The following is a 20920-nucleotide window of genomic DNA, read 5'->3' as shown; positions in this document are numbered from 1 at the left end:
CCTGAGTTGTTATAAGAAGGAGCTGGAAAACGGTAGAGGGCGCGGGATACTCAGCCACCGCCGATGGCGTGCACCACCTCCACCCGATCGCCGTCGTTAAGCTGATAACCGGCATGCTGGCTGCGCGGAACAATGTCCTCGTTGACCTCCACTGCCACCCGCTTGCCCGCCAGGGCAAGCTGTTCTAGCAGGGTCGACAGGGTGGTCGCCTGTGACAGTTGCATGGAATCACCATTTACCTGAACGTGAATCACCGGAACACCTCCGTTATTTTTTCAAGGCTGCGGTGGCCAGCAGGCCCCAGCCAATCATGAAACAGACACCGCCGACGGGCGTAACCGGCCCCAGCCAGTGAATGCCGGACAGCGCCAGCAAATACAAACTGCCGCTGAACAGCACAGTTCCCAGTAGCCAGAACCCGCAAGCTACGGCCAGTAGCCGAGGCCGCAAGCCTAGTGCGGGCATCAGTGCAGCCGCAATCAGCGCCAGCGCGTGGTACATCTGGTAGGTCGCGGCTGTCTGGAAAACCTCCAGGGCACGCTCGCTGACCATGGCGCGTAAACCGTGGGCTCCAAAGGCACCAGCCATCACCGCCAGCAGGGCCGCCAGCGCCCCGGCTACCAACGCCCAGCGCAGCACAGGTGTGCTCTGGTCAGGCGCAGTCACAGTGTATTTTCTCCCCGGAATCCAGGTTCATCATGGTCAACAGGCCACCCCAGACACAGCCCGTGTCCAGGCCAACAAACTGTTTGTCGCCGGTTTGGCCTTCAAGGGCAGCCCAGTGGCCAAAAATCACCGTCACGTCATCGTTGCGCGGGTAAGTAAACCAGGGAGCAAAGCCATCCGGGGCGTGGTCTGCGGATTCCTTGGTGGCCAGTTCCAATTGGCCATCCGGGGCGATAAAGCGCATGCGGGTGAAGTAGTTGGTAATCACCCGCCACCGATCCATGCCTTCCAGCCTATCACACCAACCTTCCGGCCAGTTGCCATACATGCCCTGAAAGTATTCGTCAGCATCGCGGCCACGGATGACCTGCTCCACTTCCCGGGCAAACTCGGTGGCCTGCGACACCGTCCAGATATGAGGCAAGCCGGCATGAGCCATGACCAGATTGCGTTCCGGGTCGTGCACGCACAGGTGCTGCTGGCGCAACCAGTGAATCAACCGGTTGTGGTCCGGGGCATCCAGTATCTCGTGCAGGGTATCCTTGCGCTTGGGGCTGTGACCACCCAACGCAACCGCCAGCAGGTGCAGGTCATGGTTGCCCAGCACCACCACCGCCGAACTGCCCAGGCTTTCGATATAGCGCAGGGTTTCCAGGGAAGACGGCCCGCGATTGATCAGGTCACCCGCCACCCAGAGCCTGTCCCGGGACGGCGAAAAATCCACCTTGGCCAGTACATCCCGTAGCCGGTCGTAGCAGCCCTGAATGTCGCCAATGGCGTAGTCAGTCATTACTTACCTCATTACCGCCTTCGGTATTGCCCGCGCTTTCGACCAGCAGATCGGCAACCTTTACGTAGTCCGCCAGGCTCAGGTTTTCCGGCCGCAATCCGTCGTTGATCTCAAGGCTGTGCAGCTGCTCAACCGTCACCAAGCTGGCCAGTGCTTTACGCAGGGTTTTACGCCGGGCATTGAACGCGGTACGTACCACCGACTGCAGGGTTTTCAGATCTTTGGCGGGGTGCGGCAGCGTCTGATGGGGTACCAGGCGGACAATGGCCGAATCCACTTTCGGCGCAGGCCGGAAGGCGCCGGGGCCCACTTCAAATAACGGCTGAACCTTGCAGAAATACTGGGCCATGATGCCCAGACGACCGTAGTTGTTATCGCCAGGCCCTGCCGCCAGCCGCAACACGACTTCTTTCTGCAGCATGAAGTGCATGTCCTGTACCACACCGCTCTGCTCCAACAGATGAAAAATCAGTGGCGTGGAAATGTTGTACGGCAGGTTTCCGATAATGCGCAGCGGCCGATCAGTCATCAACTGGCGAAAATCGAAGTTCAGCGCGTCGGCTTCGTGAATGCAAAAATCCGGATAATTGAAGAACTTGGTCCGCAGCACCGGAATCAGATCCCGGTCCAGCTCCACCACCTGCAGGCGGGGGTTCAGCGCCAGAATTTCCTCGGTCAGGGCGCCCAGTCCCGGGCCAATCTCCACCAGGGCGTCTTCCGGCTTCGGGTTGATCGAACGCACGATCTTTTCAATCACCCCCGGATCGTGCAGAAAATTCTGACCAAAGCGCTTTCTGGCCTGGTGGCCGTGTTTATTACTCATATAGATTCTCCGGCCTGTGCGGCCTTGCGGCAGCGAGCCATGTGTTCGCCCATCCGAATGGCGGTGCGGAGGCTGCCTGCATCGGCGGTACCGGTACCGGCCAGATCCAAAGCGGTGCCATGGTCGACCGAGGTGCGGACGATCGGCAACCCCAGCGTAATGTTGACGGCCCGCCCGAAGCCCTGAAACTTCAATACCGGCAGACCCTGATCGTGGTACATGGCCAGGGCCGCATCGGCGTTATCCAGCCAGTGAGGCGTAAACAGAGTATCCGCGGGCAGGGGCCCGATCAGTTGCAAGCCTTCGCCGCGCAGCTCCGCCAGGGTCGGTTCGATCACCTCGATCTCTTCCCGCCCCAGATGGCCACCTTCCCCGGCGTGGGGGTTCAGCCCGGCCACCAGAATCCGGGGCTGCTCAATGCCAAAGAAGGTGCGCAGATCTGCCGCCAGTATCCGGGTAACCTGGCGCAATCGCTCAGGCGTGATCGCCGCCGACACGTCTTTCAGAGGTAAGTGGGTGGTTACCAGCGCAACCCGGAGTTCCTCGGTGGCGAGCATCATCACCACCCGCTCAACGCCGCACAGAGCCTGCAGGAACTCGGTGTGACCACTGAAGGCAATGCCGGCCTCGTTAATGACACCCTTGTGTACCGGGGCCGTGACCATGCCGTCAAACTCGCCTGCCAGGCAGCCCCGGGCCGCAATACTCAGGGTATCCAGTACGTACTGACTGTTAGCGGTGTCCAGTTTTCCAGGTTCGGTTGACAGGCACCCGGATACATCCCGAACCGACAGGTGGCCCGCCCGGCTTTCAGCAGGCATGCCCGGCTGCCAATCGTGCAGGCATGTCGCCAGGCCGAGCTGTCTCGCCCGATCTTGCATCAGCTCCCGGCTGGCCACAAGAACCAGGCCACAGCTGCGTTCTTCTCCGGCCAGTTGCAGGCACAGCTCCGGGCCGATACCCGCAGGCTCGCCAGCGGTCACCGCCAAAACCAGCTGTGCACTCATGATGCGCCCGCTTCCTCGGGCTGTGGATTCAACTCCGCATAGGCGCCCTTGAACTCGATAAAGGCTTCATCCCGGATTTCACGAAGCCAGTTCTGCAGTTCGGTATCAAACTTACGCATATAGATGGCCTGTCGCGCCTGAGACTGCCGGTTTTCACGGGTGACATCCTGCTGCCGCCGCTCTTCTACCTGCAGGATGTGCCATCCGAACTGCGACCGGAAAGGGCCGACAAACTCGCCCACCTCTGCCTGCAACATCGCCTGCTCAAACTCAGGCACCATCTGCCCCGGGCTTACCCAGCCCAGGCTGCCGCCGTCAGAGCCTGAAACCGTATCATCCGAGCGCTCCCGGGCCAGTTCGGCAAACTCTGCGCCGTCTTGCAGCTGCTGGTAGATATCGCGAATGCGCTGCTCTGCCTGCGTATCGGTGACCGCCTCAGACGGGCGAACCAGAATATGACGGGTACGATGCTGGCGCACAAACTCCTTCTGCTCGCCACCGCGCTTGTCCATCACCATCACCAGGTGAAAGCCGCTGTTGTTTTCCAGAACCTGTGAAGGCTCGCCCACGGCAAGACCGGGCACAACCGGTGCCACCAGAGACGGCAGCTGGCTTTCAGAACGCCAACCCATGTCACCGCCTTCCAGGGCATTGCTCGCATCTGACTCGGCAACCGCCACTTCCCGGAAATCCCGGCCACTGACAATCTGCTCCCGCAGATTCTCCGCCTTGTCCCGAGCCCCGGCAACAGAGGCATCACTGCCCGGGTCATCCACTTCAACGAAAATGTAGGCCAGGCGATACTCTGGGTCGGTGGCACCGCGCGCATCCTCAGCCTGCAGATAGTTATCCACCTCACGCTCGGTAATCCGCACCCGGCTGCCAACCCGGCGCTGCTGAACCCGGCTGGTCAGCATTTCGTTACGGATCTGCTCCCGCGCCTGCTGGTAACTGACACCTTCCTGAGCCAGCTGCGCCTCGAATTCACCCAGTGTCAGACCATTGCTGCGGGCAATACCGGCCAGGGTTTCGTTCAGCTCGTTGTCACTGATACGCATACCCATTCGATCTGCCATTTGTAACTGCAGGGATTCTGAAATCAGCTGCTCCAGTACCCGCTGCTCCAGCAGCTCCCTGGGCGGCAAACCGGTTCCCTGTGCGCTCAGGCGGCCAACGATGGTATTTACCCGGGCATCCAGTTCGGTCTGCAGAATGACACTGTCATCAACAATCGCAACCACGCGATCCAACAGTTTGCGTTCAGCCTGCACGGTTACCGACACAGCCAGCATGGCCATGGTTAACAGCAGGGTCAGCCCGTGGCGGACAGTCGCCTTCATAATCACCTCTTGATTGGTAAAACGGCCGCCACCGGGGAGACCGCCTCTGGTTCAGTTAGCGTCGAGCGGTGCCGAACCGCCGGCGTTCGCGCTCGTCATAGCCGTAGATGGCATCTGCAATATTGTCAGACGCCCCTCCGCTGCCCCCCAGGCCCTTCAGCTCGACCCGGAACAACAGCCGTGTATCCAGTTGTTGATCATCGGTTAGATAGTTCTGATGAACCACCTGCACACTCCAGCAACAGTTATTGTATTCCAGGCCCGCCAGAGTACCGACGGTGCGATCCAGCCCCGAGTCCCAGACCCAGCGACCGATGGCGCTTAACCGGTCGGTTACCGGAAACACCGTGCCCATATCAGTCTGCTCCAGATCATCCGCCCGGCTGTAGGTGTGCCCCAGGCTGGCCAGGTAGCGATAATCGCCGGTATGGAAGAGCAACTCGCTGCGGCCCTCTTCGGTTTCCCGTGTTTCGTGATCCCAGAGCCCGGAGGAGCGGATTTCCAGGTAATCAATCGGATTGAGAACAAGCTCTGCAGCCAGGGGGGAGCGGCTGCGCCCGGCTGCACCGGCCCCAAACAGGCTGACGTCCTGATCATCAAAATAGCGTACCTGGCCAACGCTGACGCGCGCCCGTTCCGCGCCGGTCAGCAGATCATTGAAACGGCTGGTCAGGGCCACCGTCAACTGGTTTGCATCCCCCACACGATCGCCGCCGGTAAAGCGGTCGCGCCGGAACAGTTGCTCGAAACGGAAACTGCGGATGCCCGTGTCGAAATCCGGAATATGATTCTGATCCGCCTCGGCATCTGCCCAGGCATAGTAGAGCCGGGGCTCCAGTGTCTGGTTATACGGAATCTCAAGGAACTGTGAGCGACGGTCGAAATAAAGGCCGTTGTCCCATTCAAACACCGGTACCGTGCGGTCGAAATGCGCCTTGCCGAGCGAGTAATCTTCCAGTTGGTAACGGGTGTAATCCAGGCTCACCGATGGGCGACTAAAGCCCCAGAGTGCATGCATGGGCAATGCCACTTCGGGAATCGCCCGCCAGCGATGGCCGTTGGCCCGATCCAGACCGGCCAGCGTCTCGTTGTCGCGATAAAACCAGGTGTACTGGCTGTCCAGACTCGCCTCCAGCCAACCGGTATCCAGAGTACCGGCATAAACAATCTCCGGTAACTGGGCATAAGGCTTGCTCTCTTCTGCAATCCGCTCCTTGATTGTCTGATAGCCATTCAGATAAGCATCGAAATAATGGTCTTCTGACTGGTAACGAATGCCACCGCGGCGCTGCAGGTGTGTCGCCTGATCAATACCGAGGCTGAGATTCAGGTCGCTCAGATAGTCCTCGTCGGAGACCACAGAATAATCACCGTAGCCACGCCAGCCGGCACCAAAACTCGCGCGCGTGCTGAAATCCAGTGCCCAGCGCTCACCATCGGCCCCGGGGGTTTCCGCGCGGAAATCGGAATCCCGACGGATATACCCCAGCTGCAGCACCGATTCTCCGAAATGGCTCAGGTAGCGCCCTTCCGCTTCCGTGAACAAGCCACGACCATGGATGTACTGGGGCGTGAGCGTAGCATCGTAATGGGGGGCCAGGTTCAGGTAGTACGGCAATGCCAGGTAGGCACCACTGCCCGCGCTGGAGGAGCCGAACCGCGGGTACAGAAAACCGGTTTTCCTGCGGTCATCAATCGGAAAGGTAATATAGGGCCAGTAGAGCACCGGAGTGTCCAGTACCTCAAGGCGTACATGGCGGGCGCTGCCAAAGCCTTCGGCACGATCCAGCTCGATATCCGAGGCAACCACCGCCCAGTCGTTGCTGGCAGGGCCGCAGGAGGTAATTAGGCCGTCGGTAATCAGAACCTGGTTGTCACCGACTCGCGACAGAGATGCCGCCCGCCCCCGCAGCTCCGGCCCGTGTAACAAAAAGGTGGCGGTGTTGATATCCATCTGGCCGGAACCGGTGGCATAGAGCGCACTTTCGCCGGTCAGCAAAAAACCATTGCCTCGGCTCACCAGAGGCCCCTGCAAGAGCAGCTCGCCGGACTGCTGGTTGAATCGTGCCGCCGAACCAGAGGCCTGAAATGTTCCCTGGCGCAAACGGACATCCCCCTCCAGGAAGAGCTCGGTGTCCAGTTGGTAGCGGGCGTTCAGTGCACTGGCCTGCAGCGGCGCAGAGTCGGTCTCCGGCTGTTCTGTCAGGGGCATATCACCAACCGAACTGACACCGGGCAGATAGCCGCCGTCACAGAAAACCGGCAGCGCGGCCTGGGCCGCCGCCGGCAGTTCGCTGCGGGGGTGCCAGTCCATTTCCGCAGCACTGGGCGCGCGGGTATTCGCCATTTCTGCCCGGCCAGCCGCTGGCAACAGTGCCAGAGACAACACAATGCCAGTCAGCCCTGACTTCAGGGCCGGTGAAAAGGGAAAAAGGCTGAGCACGCGGGCGACATTCCTGTTTCATGCAAATGGAGGCTGGGATGACATCTGGCCAGCCGGCTCTCTAGTTTACACGCGCCTCGCAGGCTTGTTAACGGAAAGCCCGCTGCAATTCCTGTTTAGCCTCTTTATACTCCGTGTGAGAAAGGCCCGGTTCAGCGACAGGGAATAATCAACCGATCCAGGAACGACGCCCCGACCATGGACAACCGCTTAGATGCACTGACCCGCTGGGTTCGAACACTGCCCGGTTTTACCGCCGCCACACCGGTGCCGGTTTCCGGCGATGCGAGTTTCCGCCGTTACTTTCGAGTATTCCGGCAGGAGGATGACAAAAGCGTAACCCCCTTCATCGTGATGGATGCCCCACCCGCCCGGGAAGACTGCGGCCCGTTCCTCGCCATTGCCCGGCACTGGCGCAAACAGGGCATACGGGTACCCGACATACTGGCCGAAGATACCGGCCTGGGCTTCCTGCTGCTCGAAGATTTCGGCGACCGGCTGATGCTGCCCGCTGTGCAGCAAGGCAACCCGGAGGCAGCCTACCTCCCGGCCATGGACGAGTTGGTTCGCATTGCCCGTCTCGGCCAGCCGGAAGACTATACCCTGCCTGCCTATAGCCAGGCTTTGCTGGATCGGGAAATGGCCCTGTTTCCAGACTGGCTGCTAGAGCAATACCTGCAGCTGAGCCTGGACAATCAGGAGTGGGCACTGCTTGAGACCGCCTTCGGCCTGTTGCGCGAAAGCGCGTTGGCCCAACCGGAGGTAACGGTGCACCGGGACTACCACTCCCGCAACCTGCTAATGTTTGAAAACACCACCGCTCCCGGCGTGATCGATTTCCAGGACGCCGTTCGCGGCCCGATAACCTACGATATCGTCTCACTGCTGAAAGACTGCTATGTGCGCTGGCCCGAATCACAGACTAGCAAATGGCTGGAATACTTCCGCCAGGCCAGCCTGACAGCCGGGCTGCACCGGGCCGACCCGGACAGCTTCCGACAATGGTTCGAGCTGATGGGCATGCAGCGTCATCTGAAAGCGGCGGGCATTTTTGCGCGGCTGGCCATCCGCGACGGCAAGACCGGTTATCTGGCAGATATTCCCCGTACGGTCAGTTACATCCGCGATGCCAGCGCCCGGCAACCGGCCTTCCGGCACTTTCATGAATGGCTATGCAGCAAGGTGATACCCGCCATCGAGCAGAAAATCGGCCCCTTACCACAACCCGAAGCTCAGCCAGTATGAAGACCATGATCCTCGCTGCCGGCAAAGGTGAGCGTATGCGACCACTCACTCTGAGCACACCCAAACCCCTGCTTCGGGCCGGTGGCAAGGCGCTGATCGAGCATCATCTGGAACGCTTGCACAACGCCGGTTTCCATCACGTCATCATTAACCTTGCCTGGCTCGGGGAACAGATCGAGCAAACCCTGGGCGATGGCGCAGACTACGGCCTGTCGATCCGCTACTCCCGCGAAGGCGAGCCCCTGGAAACCGCCGGTGGTATTATCCGTGCTCTGCCGAAACTTACCGGCCCCGAAAGCGACTGGTTTCTGGTGGTGAACGCTGACATCTGGACCGACTTTGATTTTGCCTGCCTGCAGCCTCCTCTCACGCCAGCCACCGATGCCTTGCTTGTTATGGTGGACAACCCGCCCCATCATCCGGGCGGAGATTTTCACCTGGACAGCAACGGCATTCTGGCAGTCACAGGAGCACCGTCACTCACCTTCTCCGGCATCAGCCTGCTTCATGCCCGCCTGTTCGATGGCCTGAAGGACGATGCTGGCAAACTGGGCCCGATACTGCGCAGTGCCATGTCGAAAGGTCGGGTAAGAGGCCAGTATCATTCCGGCCACTGGATTGATGTCGGTACGCCGGAGCGGCTGGCGGAACTGGACGCCCGGTTGTCGCTGGGGTCTGCCCGCTTATGAGCCAGTCAACACCTGCTTCTCTGCCTGCCCGAATGGAATCTGCTTTCCAGGAGCTGCTGCGGGAACTTGGCAGCTGTGGCCATCAGGCCCACACCCTGCTGGAGCGTGCTCACCTGCCGGGCTGGTGTCGCACTCCGCTGTTTTTCGCCCTGGGCAGCATTGCCAAAGCCGACGGCCGGGTGCTGGAGCCGGACATTCGCTATGCCGAGGCTTTGATGAAAGCGCTTCGCCTGTCACCCCGGCAACGTCGCAAAGCCATTCGTCAGTTTCATGAAGGCAAAAACGCAGGCAAACTCCCGCTTCGACTGGCACTCCGGTTTCGCCTCGCCAGCCTGTTCTGGCCCACCCCCGCCTTGAAAACCGCCATCTGCCTGTGCCACGGCGCCCAGGTGCTTGGCCAACCCGGCAAGGCGCGCCGCTATCGCTGTGAAGACAGCATTACCCAGATCGGCCTGCCCGTAGCGGTGAGCGACGACATATTCGACAGCTACGCCAGCAAGATCTGGATAAGAAATGCCGCACCGCCCGAGAAACCAACCTCCTACGAACAGGCGTGCCTGATACTGGGCGTTACCCGCCGGGATTCACTCGAAACCATCAAAAGGGCCTACCGGAAACAGATTTCCGCCTGCCACCCCGACAAGCTGGCCCAGCAGACACTGACCCCGTCTGAAATCGCCAGCGCCAAGGATCGCCTGTTGCGTTACCAGCAAGCCTGGGAGCTGATTCGCAAGCGACATCGGATGCTCTGATTGAGTACTTTAAGTCGCTTTTTATATCGGACGAGGCACCCTGGCCAATCCCAAGCCAGTTTAATTTGGCGCCCACATTCACTTTACCTGTTATGCATTCATAAGCAGCTAAACCTGAACTCATCATCTAGTTTTAGCGGCAACACCAAGGTACTAAATAGATTATTTATCGATTCAGTGCAAAGAGCCTCTCTTTCTGACTTATTCTCCACATACTTTCTCAGATACTCAGCATTTAAAACCGGCTTATCATCGCTTATAAAAGGCAACAAGGCATCACACTCACCAAGTTGAAAACACTCTTCATTAACTGCAAAGTCATAATAGTCCAAAAGCTCATTAACTTGAGAAAGATCATTTTTCAAACCTACCGACAACTCTCTCTTATGAGACTCATTAGCAATGAACTTATTATATGCCAACTGATCAGCTGCCGTTAATTTAAAACCAGTTTTGTTAATATGACCATCTACATTATCGGGCTCAACTCCGTCACATCCTTTTTCTTTTGCCAAATCCAGACGAGACTCCATAACACGATGAACATTGGGAGAACGAACATCCAGCCACCGCTCTTTTTCCCAGCCCCCAACAGTATTCCCCAGATCTTCGGGTAAAAATTTGTCTTTGTCATCTCGATACTCTTCATAAGTACCAGCAGAGAAATAACATATTACTTTCTTACCGGACGACTGAATCTTCTGAATTATCTCAGATGAAGCACTAAAAAGATCAATGTCATATATCTCAACCGCATACGAGGTATTAATATTTCCTGAAAGCTGCCATTGCCATGTTACGAACACCCCGGGGCGATACCAGTTACCTTCCGTAATTGGCGCAACGTCTGGATCCAATCCATTTTCATTGCCATTGAGTGAATTACCATTTCCGCCGCAGCCACCAAATAGCGACATGATCAGAACAGAAACCAAAGCAAAACGAGCTTTCATTAAAACCCCTTCTTATACCTGAAACCATAATCTCATTCAGAAAAACCCAGATCCAAAACCTGAAATAACAAAACTACTGTGGATCCAGAATCCCGATGGTCTCAGGGACAACCAAACTGCCTTGATCGGCGACCAGGTTCACCTGCATCAGCTGCTTACCAGACAGTTGCTCCAGGCGATCGACCTGCTCCAGGAACCGGTTGCGCTCGGCATCACTGACCAGGCCTGCGGTGTAATCCTCAAGCTTGGCGATGTATTCCGGGCGCTGCCATGGGGTATCGCCTCCAGGGTGGGCGTTGGCACGGTTTTTTTCGTCTGTAATCGTATCGCCACCGTTGATTGTAATTGTCATGCGGCCACCGTACGCCTGAATATTGGGATCCTGATCGTGATAGAGGTCTTCCCAGTGCTGATCAAACCGGGTCTCGATCTTCATCATCAGGCTGCGCAGAGCAAGCTTCTCACCTGCTGTCATCTGATAGGCGCGATCCTTGTGGAATTCCCCGGTCTGAATACAGCGTGCTATGGCGAACATAATGCTGTGATCAAGCGTACCGCGCGGGGAATCCGGGTCGATCTTCTGTGGATCATTGGCACCTGTACCAATCACATGATGCGTATGGTGGCTGGTTTGCAGCACGATTTTTTCGATTTGCGCCATGTCGACCTTACCACTGGCATCCCGCGGCAGTTGCTCACGCATTTGCAGTGCCAGGTCAATGATCGCCTGCCCCTGATATTCGAAGGCGTGCTGTTTGGGGTAGGTTTTGAGAATATTGCGCATCGGGGCCTGCACGGAGTCGTTCAGCTCAATCCTGTACTCGGCCCCGGGGTTGTCCCGACCATCCAGGAAGCGCCGGATGATGCTATCCACACCCTCATAAACCGGGTTCGGGCCTTTGAGATTGTGCATGGCATGATGCACGGCCTTGAGCGCGATTTCAGCGGAAAAGCCCGGTACGAATTCTTTCTGGGCCCCGATATCCCCCTTGCGCGACTGGCGTGAGGAAATGGCGTTGTGCACAGCGAAGTTGATAGCGTGATACGCCTGCTCCGTGGAGAGCCCCAGCATGGATGCAATACCGGCCGCTGTGCCCGCCGCGATATGCGTCATGTGATCAACCTTGTGCTTGTGCAGACAGATGCCAGTGCCGTTTCCGGTACCGACAAGGGCAACGTGCACCTCATACGCCACGATGATGCCACGAAGCAAGTCCTCGCCGGACACACCTGTTTGCTGAGCCGCCGCGATAACAGGCGAGATATTGTCGTCTGGATGGGAGTATTCCGCCGCCAGATACGTGTCATCATTATCCAGATAGCGAACCGCCACGGCATTGGCAAAGGCCGCCGCCAACGGGTGGAACCCGCCTTTCAGGCCCCAGATCGTGGCATTGCCGGTACCGGCAACCAGCCGCCCCTGGCCACGAGCTACCACAACGGCTCGCTCGTTGGCGGCACCCAGGGCAATGGCGGCATTGTCAATAATGCGGTTCTTCGCCATGCCGACAGACGCCGCATCAAGCGGTCGTGACCTGGCCTGGGTGGCCAGTTCGGCCAGCTTCCACGCCAGTTGATCGTGGCGTGCAAGGTCGCCGCTCTGGTGTTCTGCTCTTACGCTGTGAATCGTCGTCGCCATGGAAACCTCTCCTTTGTTGAAAGGAACAATAACGCCATTGCGCCCATTTGGCTGAAGCGCCGATGCGTTTAACATTACCTGGATAGGCAACTACCTCGAGGCAGGCGACAGCCTGCGCTGCAGCCAGGCACTGATACGGCTGGCCACACGTTCCGCATCTACGGCCCTGGGGGGCTCGGCCATAACCACAGACTGGCGCTGGTAGCTGGCAATGCCTGCCCGGGCAAACGCCCCCGCCCGGGCCTTGCCGGAGGCTCTGGCCTGTGGCGGCTGCAGATCCAGAACCGGAACCGCGCCGTCGTTATTTTCCGTCTTCAGCAAAGACGGCAATTCTGCCTCGCGGGCCAGTGCGAACTGCGGTGCAATCCAGACAACGCCAGACACACTGGCATTACCGCTGGCCCAGCTGGCCACATAATCGGCCGACCAGCCCACGCCCGACAGGCCCGGGCGCTCATAGCCGCGCCGTTGCAGTTCGGCAAAACCGGCCGCAAGCAGGGCATTCACCCGGTTGCGATAGGCCGATACCGCATCATCCAGCGCTCCACTTGCCGCCACATCAATTGTGGCCGCCGCTCCTGCCGTATCTTGCATAGGACTGGCTAGGGCTTCGGGTTCAGGCTCAGCAATCCGGGGCAGCAAACGTTGCCTGCGCACCGCTTCCGGCGGCAGGCCCGCGGCCACCGTCATCACGGCAAATCCGCGCTCTGCCAGAGCCTGCCGCAAAGCCCCCGCCAGCCCCTCATCGGCGGTTTGCCCTTCGTCCACCAGCAGCAACAAGGCTCCATGGCCCGGGCTGGATAGTTCCGGTTGAAACAGCGCCAGTGCGGGCCCATCCTGCTCAAGGTCCAGCCACACAGCATGTTGCAGATAACGCCCTGCCAGAGCCGCCTGCCCAAGCCCGCTCCAGGCACCGGTGCGCGCAACCGCCGCAGCTTCAGGCACGGCCTCCGATTCCAGCGCGGGCTCCGGTTCAGAGGTGGGCTCCTGGGCCAGCGCCCAACCCGCCCAGCCGGTCAGCAACCACAAATACGCAAACATCACTGCCCCATATCCCAATGCTCGCCCTCCATCTCCGGCTGCGAAAAACGCTGGCAAGCTGATAGACTAGCAGCATTGCCGCAAGGCCGATAATTCACAACCCCGAGAGAGCCCCGATGAACCCATATCTGATTGCCCCATCCATCCTCTCCGCCGATTTTGCCCGCCTGGGTGAAGAAGTCGACAATGTGCTGGCCGCCGGTGCCGATGTGGTGCACTTCGATGTGATGGACAATCACTATGTCCCCAATCTGACCATCGGCCCGATGGTCTGTGAAGCTCTGCGTAAGCACGGCGTTTCAGCCCCCATCGACGTTCACCTGATGGTCTCGCCGGTGGACGACCTGATTCGCATGTTCATCGACGCTGGTGCCAGCTACATCACCTTTCACCCGGAAGCCAGCAATCACATCGACCGCTCCCTGCAACTGATCCGCGAAGGTGGCTGCAAGGCCGGGCTGGTATTCAACCCGGCCACCCCACTGAGCTACATGGATTATGTGATGGACAAGCTCGACATGGTGTTGCTGATGTCGGTCAACCCGGGCTTTGGTGGCCAGAAGTTCATTCCCGGAACCCTCGACAAACTGCGCGAAGCCCGTAAAAAGATTGATGCCAGCAATTACAACATCCGCCTGGAGATCGATGGCGGCGTGAAAGTCGATAATATCCGTGAAATCGCCGAAGCCGGAGCCGACACCTTCGTGGCCGGCTCCGCCATTTTCAACACGCCGGATTACCGGGCCACTATCGAGGCCATGCGCGAAGAACTGGAGCAGGCCCGTAGGACGGCAGGCGCATGAGCCTGGCCGGATTGTTCAACAGCCGCTGGCCGGGCACGGCCCTGTTCGACCTGGACGGCACCCTGGTGGACAGCGCGCCGGATCTGGCGGCCGCGGTCGACCAGATGCTGGAACACCTGGGGCGCACCCCGGCAGGGCTCGACAAAGTTCGCAACTGGGTGGGCAATGGCGCCGCCATTCTGGTGCGCCGGGCGCTGGCCGGTGATAGCAACTGGGAACCGGCCAAGCCGAAAGACGACGCCCTGTTCGAAGATGCCCTGGCGATCTTTTATCTGGCCTACGGACAAATTAACGGCCGCCATGCGGTGGTCTTCGACGGTGTCCAGGAATGCCTGGAGCACCTGAAGCAACAGGGCTGCCGACTAGCCATTGTTACCAACAAGCCCGACCAGTTTGTCGCGCCCTTGTTACGCCACACCGGTCTCGACCGCTGGTTCGAACTGACCGTAGGCGGCGACACCCTGGCGGTGAAAAAGCCGGATCCCGCGCCTCTGCTGCACGCAATGGAACACCTGGGCGGCACACCCGGCACCACAGTGATGGTGGGCGACTCGGCGGCCGATATTAACGCTGCCCGGGCCGCAGGCATTCCCTGCGTGGCGGTGCGCTACGGCTACAACTTTGGCAGCCCGGTGGACAGCCTCGGTGCCGATGCAGTTGTTGATTCCCTGGCCGAGCTTTTGTAACCTCTGTAAAAATACTGACAAATCACCTTTTTATTCGGGAGATTCCTGCCGTGCAGGGACTGAATCTGACTGCAGCGCGAGGCATCCTGACAACCCGCGCAACACGATGGTGGCGATGGCGCACCGGCTGAGCAAGCCACCGGGCCGCCAGCGCTGTCTGCCTGCCCGCTTCGGTCACCGCGATGTCGCATCGCCGTGACACAACGCAGATCAGAATTCAGGAATCCGAACCATGACACCCGAGCAATTCTCCGGGCTTGCCCAGGAAGGCTATAACCGTATCCCCGTGTACCGTGAAGTACTGGCCGATATGGACACCCCGTTAAGCACCTATCTTAAACTGGCCAGCGGCCCCTATTCCTACCTGTTCGAATCGGTGCAGGGCGGTGAAAAGTGGGGCCGTTACTCGATCATCGGCCTGCCCAGCCGGGAAGTACTCAAGGTGTTCGACCATCGCATCGAAGTCAGCCGAGGCGGGCAGATTGTCGAGCAGGCCGAGGTGGACGACCCACTGGCCTTTGTTGACGAATACCAGCAGCGTTTCAACGCACCCGATCTGCCCGAGTTACCGCGTTTCAACGGCGGCCTGGTGGGCTATTTTGGCTACGACACCGTGCGCTACATTGAAAAGCGCCTGCGCCAGAGCTGCCCGCCCGACAAAATCGGCACCCCGGACATCCTGCTGATGGTGTCCGACGAAATCGTGGTGTTCGATAACCTGCGCGGCAAGCTGCATCTGATCGTGCACGTTGATCCCGCCACCGACGGTGCTTACGCCCAGGCCCAGGCCCGCATCGACGAATTGGAACGCCAGTTGCACCGGCAAACCGCCAACGCACCGCGGACACCAGAGCACCTGCGCGGCAAGGTGGTGGACGAAACCGATTTTGTCTCCGGCTTCAGCCAGGACAAATTCGAAGCCGCCGTCGACAAGATCAAAGGCTACGTGCTGGACGGCGACGTGATGCAAACGGTCATTTCCCAACGTATGTCGATTCCGTTCGAAGCACCGCCGCTGAACCTGTACCGCTCACTTCGGGTGCTCAACCCCTCGCCCTACATGTACTTTCTGGATCTGGACGACTTCCACATTGTCGGCTCGTCGCCGGAAATTCTGGCCCGGGTGGAAGATGAGGAAGTGACCGTGCGGCCCATTGCGGGCACCCGCAAGCGCGGCGCCACCGACGCCGAAGACAAAGCGCTGGAAAAAGAGCTGCTGGCAGATCCGAAAGAAATTGCCGAACACCTGATGCTCATTGATCTCGGCCGTAACGACGCAGGCCGCGTGTCCGAAACCGGCACCGTAAGGCTGACCGACAAGATGATTGTCGAGCGCTACTCCCACGTGATGCACATCGTCTCCAACGTCACCGGCCGCCTGAAAGAAGGCACCAGCTGCCTGGACGTGCTGCGCGCCACCCTGCCCGCCGGCACCCTGAGCGGTGCCCCGAAGATCCGCGCCATGGAAGTCATCGACGAACTGGAGCCGGTAAAACGGGGTGTATACGGCGGGGCTGTGGGCTATCTGTCGTTCAACGGCAACATGGACACCGCCATTGCCATCCGCACCGCCGTGATCAAAGACAACACCCTGCACATCCAGGCCGGTGCCGGTGTGGTGGCCGATTCGATTCCCCGCCTTGAATGGAAAGAAACCATGAATAAAGGTCGCGCCATCTTCAAGGCCGTCGCCATGACCTACAACGACTACGACCACTGAGGCGGAGGAACGAGTTATGTTACTGATGATCGACAACTACGATTCCTTCACCTACAACGTGGTGCAATACCTCGCAGAACTGGGGGCGGAGGTTCAGGTTCACCGCAACGACGAGATCACCCTCGAGCAGATTGAAGCCCTGAACCCGGAGCGGCTGGTGATTTCCCCCGGCCCCTGCACACCGAACGAAGCGGGCATCTCCATGGCGGCCATCCGCCACTTCGCCGGCAAGCTGCCGATCCTGGGCATCTGCCTGGGCCACCAGTCCATCGGCCAGGTGTACGGTGGTGACATCATTCGGGCAGGCCGGGTGATGCACGGCAAGGTGTCACCGGTTTTCCATAAAGACACCGGTGTGTTCCGGGGCCTGAACAATCCGCTGCAGGCCACCCGCTACCACAGCCTGGTGATCGACCAGAACACCCTGCCGGACTGCCTGGAAATCACCGCCTGGACCCGCAACGAAGACGGCTCCATTGAGGAAATCATGGGCGTGCGCCACAAAACCATGCCCATCGAAGGCGTGCAGTTCCACCCCGAATCCATCATGACCGAACAGGGCCATGAACTGCTGCGCAACTTCCTGCGAACATAACAAGAGGCCAAGCCCATGGACATGAAACAAGCCCTCAACCGCATTGCCTCTAACCTGGACCTGTCCCGGGAAGAAATGAAAAGCGTGATGCGCATTGTGATGAACGGCGAAGCCACCGACGCCCAGATTGGCGCCTTCCTGATGGGGCTTCGCCTGAAGAGCGAAACCATCGACGAGATTACCGGTGCCACCGAAGTCATGCGCGAACTGGCTACTGGCGTTACCGTGAACGCCAGCCCTCTGGTAGACATTGTCGGCACCGGCGGCGACGGCGCTAACCTGTTCAACGTGTCCTCGGCTGCCTCATTCGTGGTGGCCGCCGCCGGTGGTTACGTGGCCAAACACGGCAACCGGGGCGTATCGTCGAAAAGCGGCAGCGCCGACCTGATCGAAAAGGCCGGGATCAACCTGGACATGACCCCGGAGCAGGTGGCCCGCTGCATCGAACAGATCGGCGTCGGCTTCATGTTTGCACCGGCCCACCACGGCGCCATGAAACACGCCATCGGCCCGCGCCGGGAGCTGGGTTGCCGCACCCTTTTCAATATCTTGGGCCCCATGACCAACCCGGCCGGTGTCACTCGCCAGCTGATCGGTGTCTTCACCCAGGAGCTTTGCCGTCCCATGGCAGAAGTTCTGCAACGGCTGGGCGCCGAGCACATTCTGGTGGTGCACTCCAAAGACGGCCTGGATGAAATCAGCCTTGCCTCGAATACCTATGTGGCAGAGCTGAAGAATGGCGCCATTACCGAATACGAGCTGACCCCGGAAGAGCTGGGCATCAAGAGCCAGTCGCTGGTTGGTCTGACGGTGGGCTCCTCTGAAGAATCTCTGGCGCTGATCAAGGCCGCTTTCGGTCGCAGCCACGACGAAATCACCGAAAAAGCCCGGGATATGATCGCCCTGAACGCTGGCGCGGCTATCTATGTGGCCGGGCTGGCAAGAACCGCCAAAGAAGGCGTGGATATGGCGCTGGACGCCATGGGTTCCGGGCTGGCGGCGGGTAAAATGTCCGAGCTGGCAGATTTTTCGCAGTGCTTCTAAAGGCCACTAACTCCAGAAGGCCCTGACCAAGTTTGAAGAGCCGGTGATGGGGGCCTTTCCAAAACTGTCTGTAGCCATGGATGGCTACAGTCAAGCCCTACAGGGACGTACTTGTGGGCGTGTTTTGGAAAGGCCCCCATCACCGGCTCCAGCACCCAATTCAGCAGGCACGAGATGACTGAACGACATTTAGACAAAACTCCCACCATCCTTCGGAAAATCGTTGACCGGAAGTGGGAAGAAATCGACGAGCGCAAACCGAAGATTTCGATGGCGGACCTGAAAGCCATGGCCGGTGATCAGCCACCGGCACGAGGGTTTGCCAACGCGCTTCGGACACGGATCGAGGCGCAAAACCCTGCGGTGATCGCCGAGATCAAAAAGGCCTCACCCAGCAAAGGCATCCTGCGCGATCCGTTTGAACCGGAACGCATCGCCGAAAGCTACCAGCAAGGCGGCGCGGCCTGTTTGTCGGTACTGACCGACAGAGACTTCTTCCAGGGCCACGAGGACTACCTGAAAGCCGCTCGCGCGGCCTGTAGCCTGCCGGTGATTCGCAAGGACTTCATGGTGGCGCCGTATCAGGTGTACGAAAGCCGGGCCATTGGCGCCGACTGCATTCTGCTGATTGCCGCCTGCCTGACCAAAGACCAGATGCAGGAGCTTGAGGGCATTGCCCATGAGATCGGGCTGGATGTCTTGGTGGAAGTACACGATGGCGAGGAACTGGACGATGCCCTAACCCTGACCACACCGCTGGTTGGCATCAACAACCGGAACCTGCACAACTTCGAAGTGTCGCTGGACACCACCTTCAACCTGCACCAGCGCATCGGCGCCGACCGCCTGAGCATTACCGAAAGCGGCATCATGACCCGCGAGGATGTGCAGGCCATGACCAGCCGGGGCATCTACGGGTTCCTGATTGGCGAATCCTTCATGCGGGCACCGGAGCCTGGCGAGAAACTGCAGGAGTTGTTCAGCTGAGTCGCTCGCCCGACGCGCCGCCTGTGAGCAGTAATTCAGACAATCCGGTTCTTTCGGGCCCCTGCTGGCCGGTTTTTTTCCGGTACGCGCTACCCTCGGTGGCCGGGTTGCTGGCATTAACCACCGCCAGTATTGTCGACGGACTGTTTATCGGCAACTTCGTTGGCGCCGATGCCCTGGCGGCGCTGAATCTGCTCATCCCCTGGTTTACCCTGCTGTTCGGCGTTGCCCTGGCACTGGCCATTGGTGGCACGGTGCGTGCCGGGCGTTATCTGGGCGAAGGCCGTACCGATCTGGCTTCGGCCATGTTCAGCAAATGTCTTCTGGCCACACTGGCGCTGGCGCTGGCCGGTGTTCTCGTTGGCGCCTGCTTCGAGCACAGTATCTATCGCCTGCTCGGCGCATCCCCGGCTCTGTTTCCACTGATGTCCGAATACTACCTGGTTATCATCTGGGTTCTGGTGCTGCAACTGGGCACCATGGTGCTCTACTATTTTGTGCGTCTTGACGGGTTCCCCGAGCGGGCTACCGCCGCGCTGCTCACGGGTGCTGCAGGCAACATTCTGCTGGATGCGCTGATGGTTGGCTATCTGGATTACGGGCTGCGCGGGGCGGCCATCGCCACAGGGCTGGCGCAACTGCTGCAGCTGGGCGTGCTGATGGGCTATTTCAGAAAGCCCGCCCGGAAACTGAGGTTTCACTGGCGACAACAGAACTGGCAGGAGCTCGGCCGGGCCTTCGGTAATGGCGTCTCTGAATGGATCAACGAGTTGTCGGTGGGGCTGGTGATGCTGCTGATAAACTGGCTGCTGATGTTGACCGAAGGCGTCGCTGGCGTGGCAGCATTTACCGTTGTGAACTATCTGATCTTTCTCAGCCTGATGGTGTTCTATGGCATTGCCGACGCCATGCATGTGCTGGTCAGCCAGAACCTGGGCGCGGGCAATGCTGACCGAATCCGCCGTTTTATGCGCTGCGCTGCTCTGGTCATTGTCTTGCTCGGCCTGTGCCTGGTAGCAGGCACCCGCGTAGCCGGTTCCGCGCTGGTGGCGCTGTTTCTGGACACCCAGGCCGACCTGGGCACGGCCGCACTCGCTGGCAGTTACCTGGGCATACTCTGGCCGCTGTTTCTTATTAACGGCATCAACGTTCTGCTTTCGGTGTACCTGACTGCGATGCACCGGCCGGTACCGTCCGCCATCATTGCGCTGGCACGCAGCCTGGTGCTGCCCGCAGTGCTTTTGCTGGCGCTGTCACGCCTTGCCCCGGAATGGCCGCTGCTGCTGGCCCTGCCCCTGGCTGAATGGCTCAGCTTTACCCTGGCGCTGGCACTGTTCTGGCGTTACCGCCCGGGCCGGGAAATACCTGCAACCTGAAGGCCGGGCAAGTCTCAGGCCCTGACCGGTTACTCAGACTGCCAGGTAACCTGCTCCACTTCCCCTCCCGCAAAGCGCACCAGATGTGTGGCAACAATGTCGCCTACCTGATCACGCTCCGCTTCTGAGCCTGCCTGACAGGACATTTCCAGGGTGGAGTCCCTGGCGGTCAGTTTGCAGCTGCCCATGGCGAAGGTCAGAAAACCTTCCGTTTCATCCCACCGGGCATCAATCTTGTGCCGAAAATGTTTGCACAGGCGGTTGATCAGGCGACTGGCGTCGACGGTACTCACCTCGGCATGCATAACGGGCATCGTATAG

The 20920-nt window shown here is 59.4% G+C and carries 21 protein-coding genes; 10 read left to right on the top strand and 11 right to left on the bottom strand.

Annotation, left to right across the window (positions count from 1 at the left end):
- Positions 1-50 precede the first annotated feature (50 nt).
- The 7 genes from thiS to C7H09_RS16710 all read right to left on the bottom strand — a co-directional run bounded on the left by thiS (position 51) and on the right by C7H09_RS16710 (position 6973).
- On the bottom strand, positions 51-251 hold the full coding sequence (thiS, locus tag C7H09_RS16740; RefSeq protein WP_106764923.1) for a sulfur carrier protein ThiS: 201 nt from the start codon (positions 249-251) through the stop codon (positions 51-53).
- 16 nt (positions 252-267) lie between these two features.
- On the bottom strand, positions 268-588 hold the full coding sequence (locus C7H09_RS16735) for a DUF423 domain-containing protein (protein WP_106764925.1): 321 nt from the start codon (positions 586-588) through the stop codon (positions 268-270).
- A 64-nt stretch (positions 589-652) separates the two neighbouring features.
- A complete protein-coding gene (locus tag C7H09_RS16730) occupies positions 653-1456 on the bottom strand; it encodes a symmetrical bis(5'-nucleosyl)-tetraphosphatase (protein ID WP_106764850.1) in 804 nt (267 codons plus the stop codon).
- The gene (gene rsmA / locus C7H09_RS16725) at positions 1449-2279 is read right to left on the bottom strand and encodes a 16S rRNA (adenine(1518)-N(6)/adenine(1519)-N(6))-dimethyltransferase RsmA (protein WP_106764848.1); all 831 of its coding nucleotides are present in this window, start codon (positions 2277-2279) and stop codon (positions 1449-1451) included. The genes C7H09_RS16730 and rsmA overlap by 8 nt, the downstream gene beginning before the upstream one ends.
- Entirely contained in the window at positions 2276-3286 is a 1011-nt protein-coding gene (gene pdxA / locus C7H09_RS16720) for a 4-hydroxythreonine-4-phosphate dehydrogenase PdxA (protein WP_106764846.1), read from the bottom strand. Before pdxA ends, rsmA begins: the two co-directional genes overlap by 4 nt.
- Positions 3283-4626, bottom strand: a complete 1344-nt coding sequence (locus tag C7H09_RS16715) for a peptidylprolyl isomerase (protein WP_106764844.1) — start codon at positions 4624-4626, stop codon at positions 3283-3285. Before C7H09_RS16715 ends, pdxA begins: the two co-directional genes overlap by 4 nt.
- A 55-nt stretch (positions 4627-4681) precedes the next feature.
- Entirely contained in the window at positions 4682-6973 is a 2292-nt protein-coding gene (locus C7H09_RS16710; protein ID WP_106764921.1) for an LPS-assembly protein LptD, read from the bottom strand.
- Between the two features lie 294 nt (positions 6974-7267).
- Here C7H09_RS16710 and C7H09_RS16705 point away from each other — a divergent pair, with 294 nt between their 5' ends.
- Genes C7H09_RS16705 through C7H09_RS16695 form a run of 3 tightly spaced genes read left to right on the top strand, consistent with a single transcriptional unit; the run spans position 7268 to position 9755 of the window.
- Positions 7268-8314: an aminoglycoside phosphotransferase family protein gene (locus tag C7H09_RS16705; protein ID WP_106764842.1), complete on the top strand. Its 1047-nt coding sequence runs from the start codon at positions 7268-7270 to the stop codon at positions 8312-8314.
- The gene (gene murU, locus C7H09_RS16700; protein ID WP_106764840.1) at positions 8311-9003 is read left to right on the top strand and encodes an N-acetylmuramate alpha-1-phosphate uridylyltransferase MurU; all 693 of its coding nucleotides are present in this window, start codon (positions 8311-8313) and stop codon (positions 9001-9003) included. Before C7H09_RS16705 ends, murU begins: the two co-directional genes overlap by 4 nt.
- A complete protein-coding gene (locus C7H09_RS16695; protein ID WP_106764838.1) occupies positions 9000-9755 on the top strand; it encodes a DnaJ domain-containing protein in 756 nt (251 codons plus the stop codon). The genes murU and C7H09_RS16695 overlap by 4 nt, the downstream gene beginning before the upstream one ends.
- A 98-nt stretch (positions 9756-9853) precedes the next feature.
- Here C7H09_RS16695 and C7H09_RS16690 read toward each other — a convergent pair whose 3' ends face one another.
- From C7H09_RS16690 to C7H09_RS16680, 3 genes are all read right to left on the bottom strand, one after another.
- Positions 9854-10708 (bottom strand): endo alpha-1,4 polygalactosaminidase, encoded by an 855-nt coding sequence (locus tag C7H09_RS16690; protein WP_240616626.1) that lies wholly within the window; start codon positions 10706-10708, stop codon positions 9854-9856.
- Between the two features lie 73 nt (positions 10709-10781).
- Positions 10782-12347: an MmgE/PrpD family protein gene (locus C7H09_RS16685; protein WP_165794841.1), complete on the bottom strand. Its 1566-nt coding sequence runs from the start codon at positions 12345-12347 to the stop codon at positions 10782-10784.
- A 90-nt stretch (positions 12348-12437) separates the two neighbouring features.
- Positions 12438-13388: a DUF3530 family protein gene (locus C7H09_RS16680; protein ID WP_106764834.1), complete on the bottom strand. Its 951-nt coding sequence runs from the start codon at positions 13386-13388 to the stop codon at positions 12438-12440.
- A 116-nt stretch (positions 13389-13504) separates the two neighbouring features.
- Here C7H09_RS16680 and rpe point away from each other — a divergent pair, with 116 nt between their 5' ends.
- From rpe to C7H09_RS16645, 7 genes are all read left to right on the top strand, one after another.
- Positions 13505-14191 carry a ribulose-phosphate 3-epimerase gene (gene rpe / locus C7H09_RS16675; protein ID WP_106764832.1) on the top strand — a complete coding sequence of 229 codons (687 nt, stop codon included), beginning with the start codon at positions 13505-13507 and terminating at the stop codon, positions 14189-14191.
- On the top strand, positions 14188-14877 hold the full coding sequence (locus C7H09_RS16670; RefSeq protein WP_106764830.1) for a phosphoglycolate phosphatase: 690 nt from the start codon (positions 14188-14190) through the stop codon (positions 14875-14877). The genes rpe and C7H09_RS16670 overlap by 4 nt, the downstream gene beginning before the upstream one ends.
- Positions 14878-15109: 232 nt before the next feature.
- A complete protein-coding gene (gene trpE / locus C7H09_RS16665) occupies positions 15110-16597 on the top strand; it encodes an anthranilate synthase component I (RefSeq protein ID WP_106764828.1) in 1488 nt (495 codons plus the stop codon).
- A 16-nt stretch (positions 16598-16613) separates the two neighbouring features.
- Positions 16614-17192, top strand: coding sequence for an aminodeoxychorismate/anthranilate synthase component II (locus C7H09_RS16660; protein ID WP_106764826.1), 579 nt, complete (start codon positions 16614-16616; stop codon positions 17190-17192).
- A 15-nt stretch (positions 17193-17207) separates the two neighbouring features.
- Positions 17208-18236, top strand: a complete 1029-nt coding sequence (gene trpD, locus C7H09_RS16655; RefSeq protein WP_106764824.1) for an anthranilate phosphoribosyltransferase — start codon at positions 17208-17210, stop codon at positions 18234-18236.
- Positions 18237-18410: 174 nt separating this feature from the next.
- Positions 18411-19223 carry an indole-3-glycerol phosphate synthase TrpC gene (trpC, locus tag C7H09_RS16650; protein WP_106764917.1) on the top strand — a complete coding sequence of 271 codons (813 nt, stop codon included), beginning with the start codon at positions 18411-18413 and terminating at the stop codon, positions 19221-19223.
- A gap of 23 nt (positions 19224-19246) precedes the next feature.
- Complete coding sequence (locus C7H09_RS16645; protein WP_106764822.1) at positions 19247-20599, top strand: MATE family efflux transporter; 1353 nt, start codon at positions 19247-19249, stop codon at positions 20597-20599.
- Between the two features lie 29 nt (positions 20600-20628).
- Here C7H09_RS16645 and C7H09_RS16640 read toward each other — a convergent pair whose 3' ends face one another.
- On the bottom strand, positions 20629-20913 hold the full coding sequence (locus tag C7H09_RS16640; RefSeq protein WP_106764820.1) for a DUF2218 domain-containing protein: 285 nt from the start codon (positions 20911-20913) through the stop codon (positions 20629-20631).
- Positions 20914-20920 lie beyond the last annotated feature (7 nt).

This window comes from Marinobacter fuscus, assembly GCF_003007675.1.
GTDB lineage: Bacteria > Pseudomonadota > Gammaproteobacteria > Pseudomonadales > Oleiphilaceae > Marinobacter > Marinobacter fuscus.
This window is presented reverse-complemented; position numbering and strand designations above follow the sequence as displayed.

Coding starts and splice junctions, on each gene's coding strand:
- C7H09_RS16735 (WP_106764925.1), bottom strand. CDS start 588: ATGGCTGGTGCCTTTGGAGCCCACGGTTTACGCGCCATGGTCAGCGAG.
- C7H09_RS16730 (WP_106764850.1), bottom strand. CDS start 1,456: ATGACTGACTACGCCATTGGCGACATTCAGGGCTGCTACGACCGGCTA.
- rsmA (WP_106764848.1), bottom strand. CDS start 2,279: ATGAGTAATAAACACGGCCACCAGGCCAGAAAGCGCTTTGGTCAGAAT.
- pdxA (WP_106764846.1), bottom strand. CDS start 3,286: ATGAGTGCACAGCTGGTTTTGGCGGTGACCGCTGGCGAGCCTGCGGGT.
- C7H09_RS16715 (WP_106764844.1), bottom strand. CDS start 4,626: ATGAAGGCGACTGTCCGCCACGGGCTGACCCTGCTGTTAACCATGGCC.
- C7H09_RS16710 (WP_106764921.1), bottom strand. CDS start 6,973: ATGGCGAATACCCGCGCGCCCAGTGCTGCGGAAATGGACTGGCACCCC.
- C7H09_RS16705 (WP_106764842.1), top strand. CDS start 7,268: ATGGACAACCGCTTAGATGCACTGACCCGCTGGGTTCGAACACTGCCC.
- murU (WP_106764840.1), top strand. CDS start 8,311: ATGAAGACCATGATCCTCGCTGCCGGCAAAGGTGAGCGTATGCGACCA.
- C7H09_RS16695 (WP_106764838.1), top strand. CDS start 9,000: ATGAGCCAGTCAACACCTGCTTCTCTGCCTGCCCGAATGGAATCTGCT.
- C7H09_RS16690 (WP_240616626.1), bottom strand. CDS start 10,708: ATGAAAGCTCGTTTTGCTTTGGTTTCTGTTCTGATCATGTCGCTATTT.
- C7H09_RS16685 (WP_165794841.1), bottom strand. CDS start 12,347: ATGGCGACGACGATTCACAGCGTAAGAGCAGAACACCAGAGCGGCGAC.
- C7H09_RS16680 (WP_106764834.1), bottom strand. CDS start 13,388: ATGTTTGCGTATTTGTGGTTGCTGACCGGCTGGGCGGGTTGGGCGCTG.
- rpe (WP_106764832.1), top strand. CDS start 13,505: ATGAACCCATATCTGATTGCCCCATCCATCCTCTCCGCCGATTTTGCC.
- C7H09_RS16670 (WP_106764830.1), top strand. CDS start 14,188: ATGAGCCTGGCCGGATTGTTCAACAGCCGCTGGCCGGGCACGGCCCTG.
- trpE (WP_106764828.1), top strand. CDS start 15,110: ATGACACCCGAGCAATTCTCCGGGCTTGCCCAGGAAGGCTATAACCGT.
- C7H09_RS16660 (WP_106764826.1), top strand. CDS start 16,614: ATGTTACTGATGATCGACAACTACGATTCCTTCACCTACAACGTGGTG.
- trpD (WP_106764824.1), top strand. CDS start 17,208: ATGGACATGAAACAAGCCCTCAACCGCATTGCCTCTAACCTGGACCTG.
- trpC (WP_106764917.1), top strand. CDS start 18,411: ATGACTGAACGACATTTAGACAAAACTCCCACCATCCTTCGGAAAATC.
- C7H09_RS16640 (WP_106764820.1), bottom strand. CDS start 20,913: ATGCCCGTTATGCATGCCGAGGTGAGTACCGTCGACGCCAGTCGCCTG.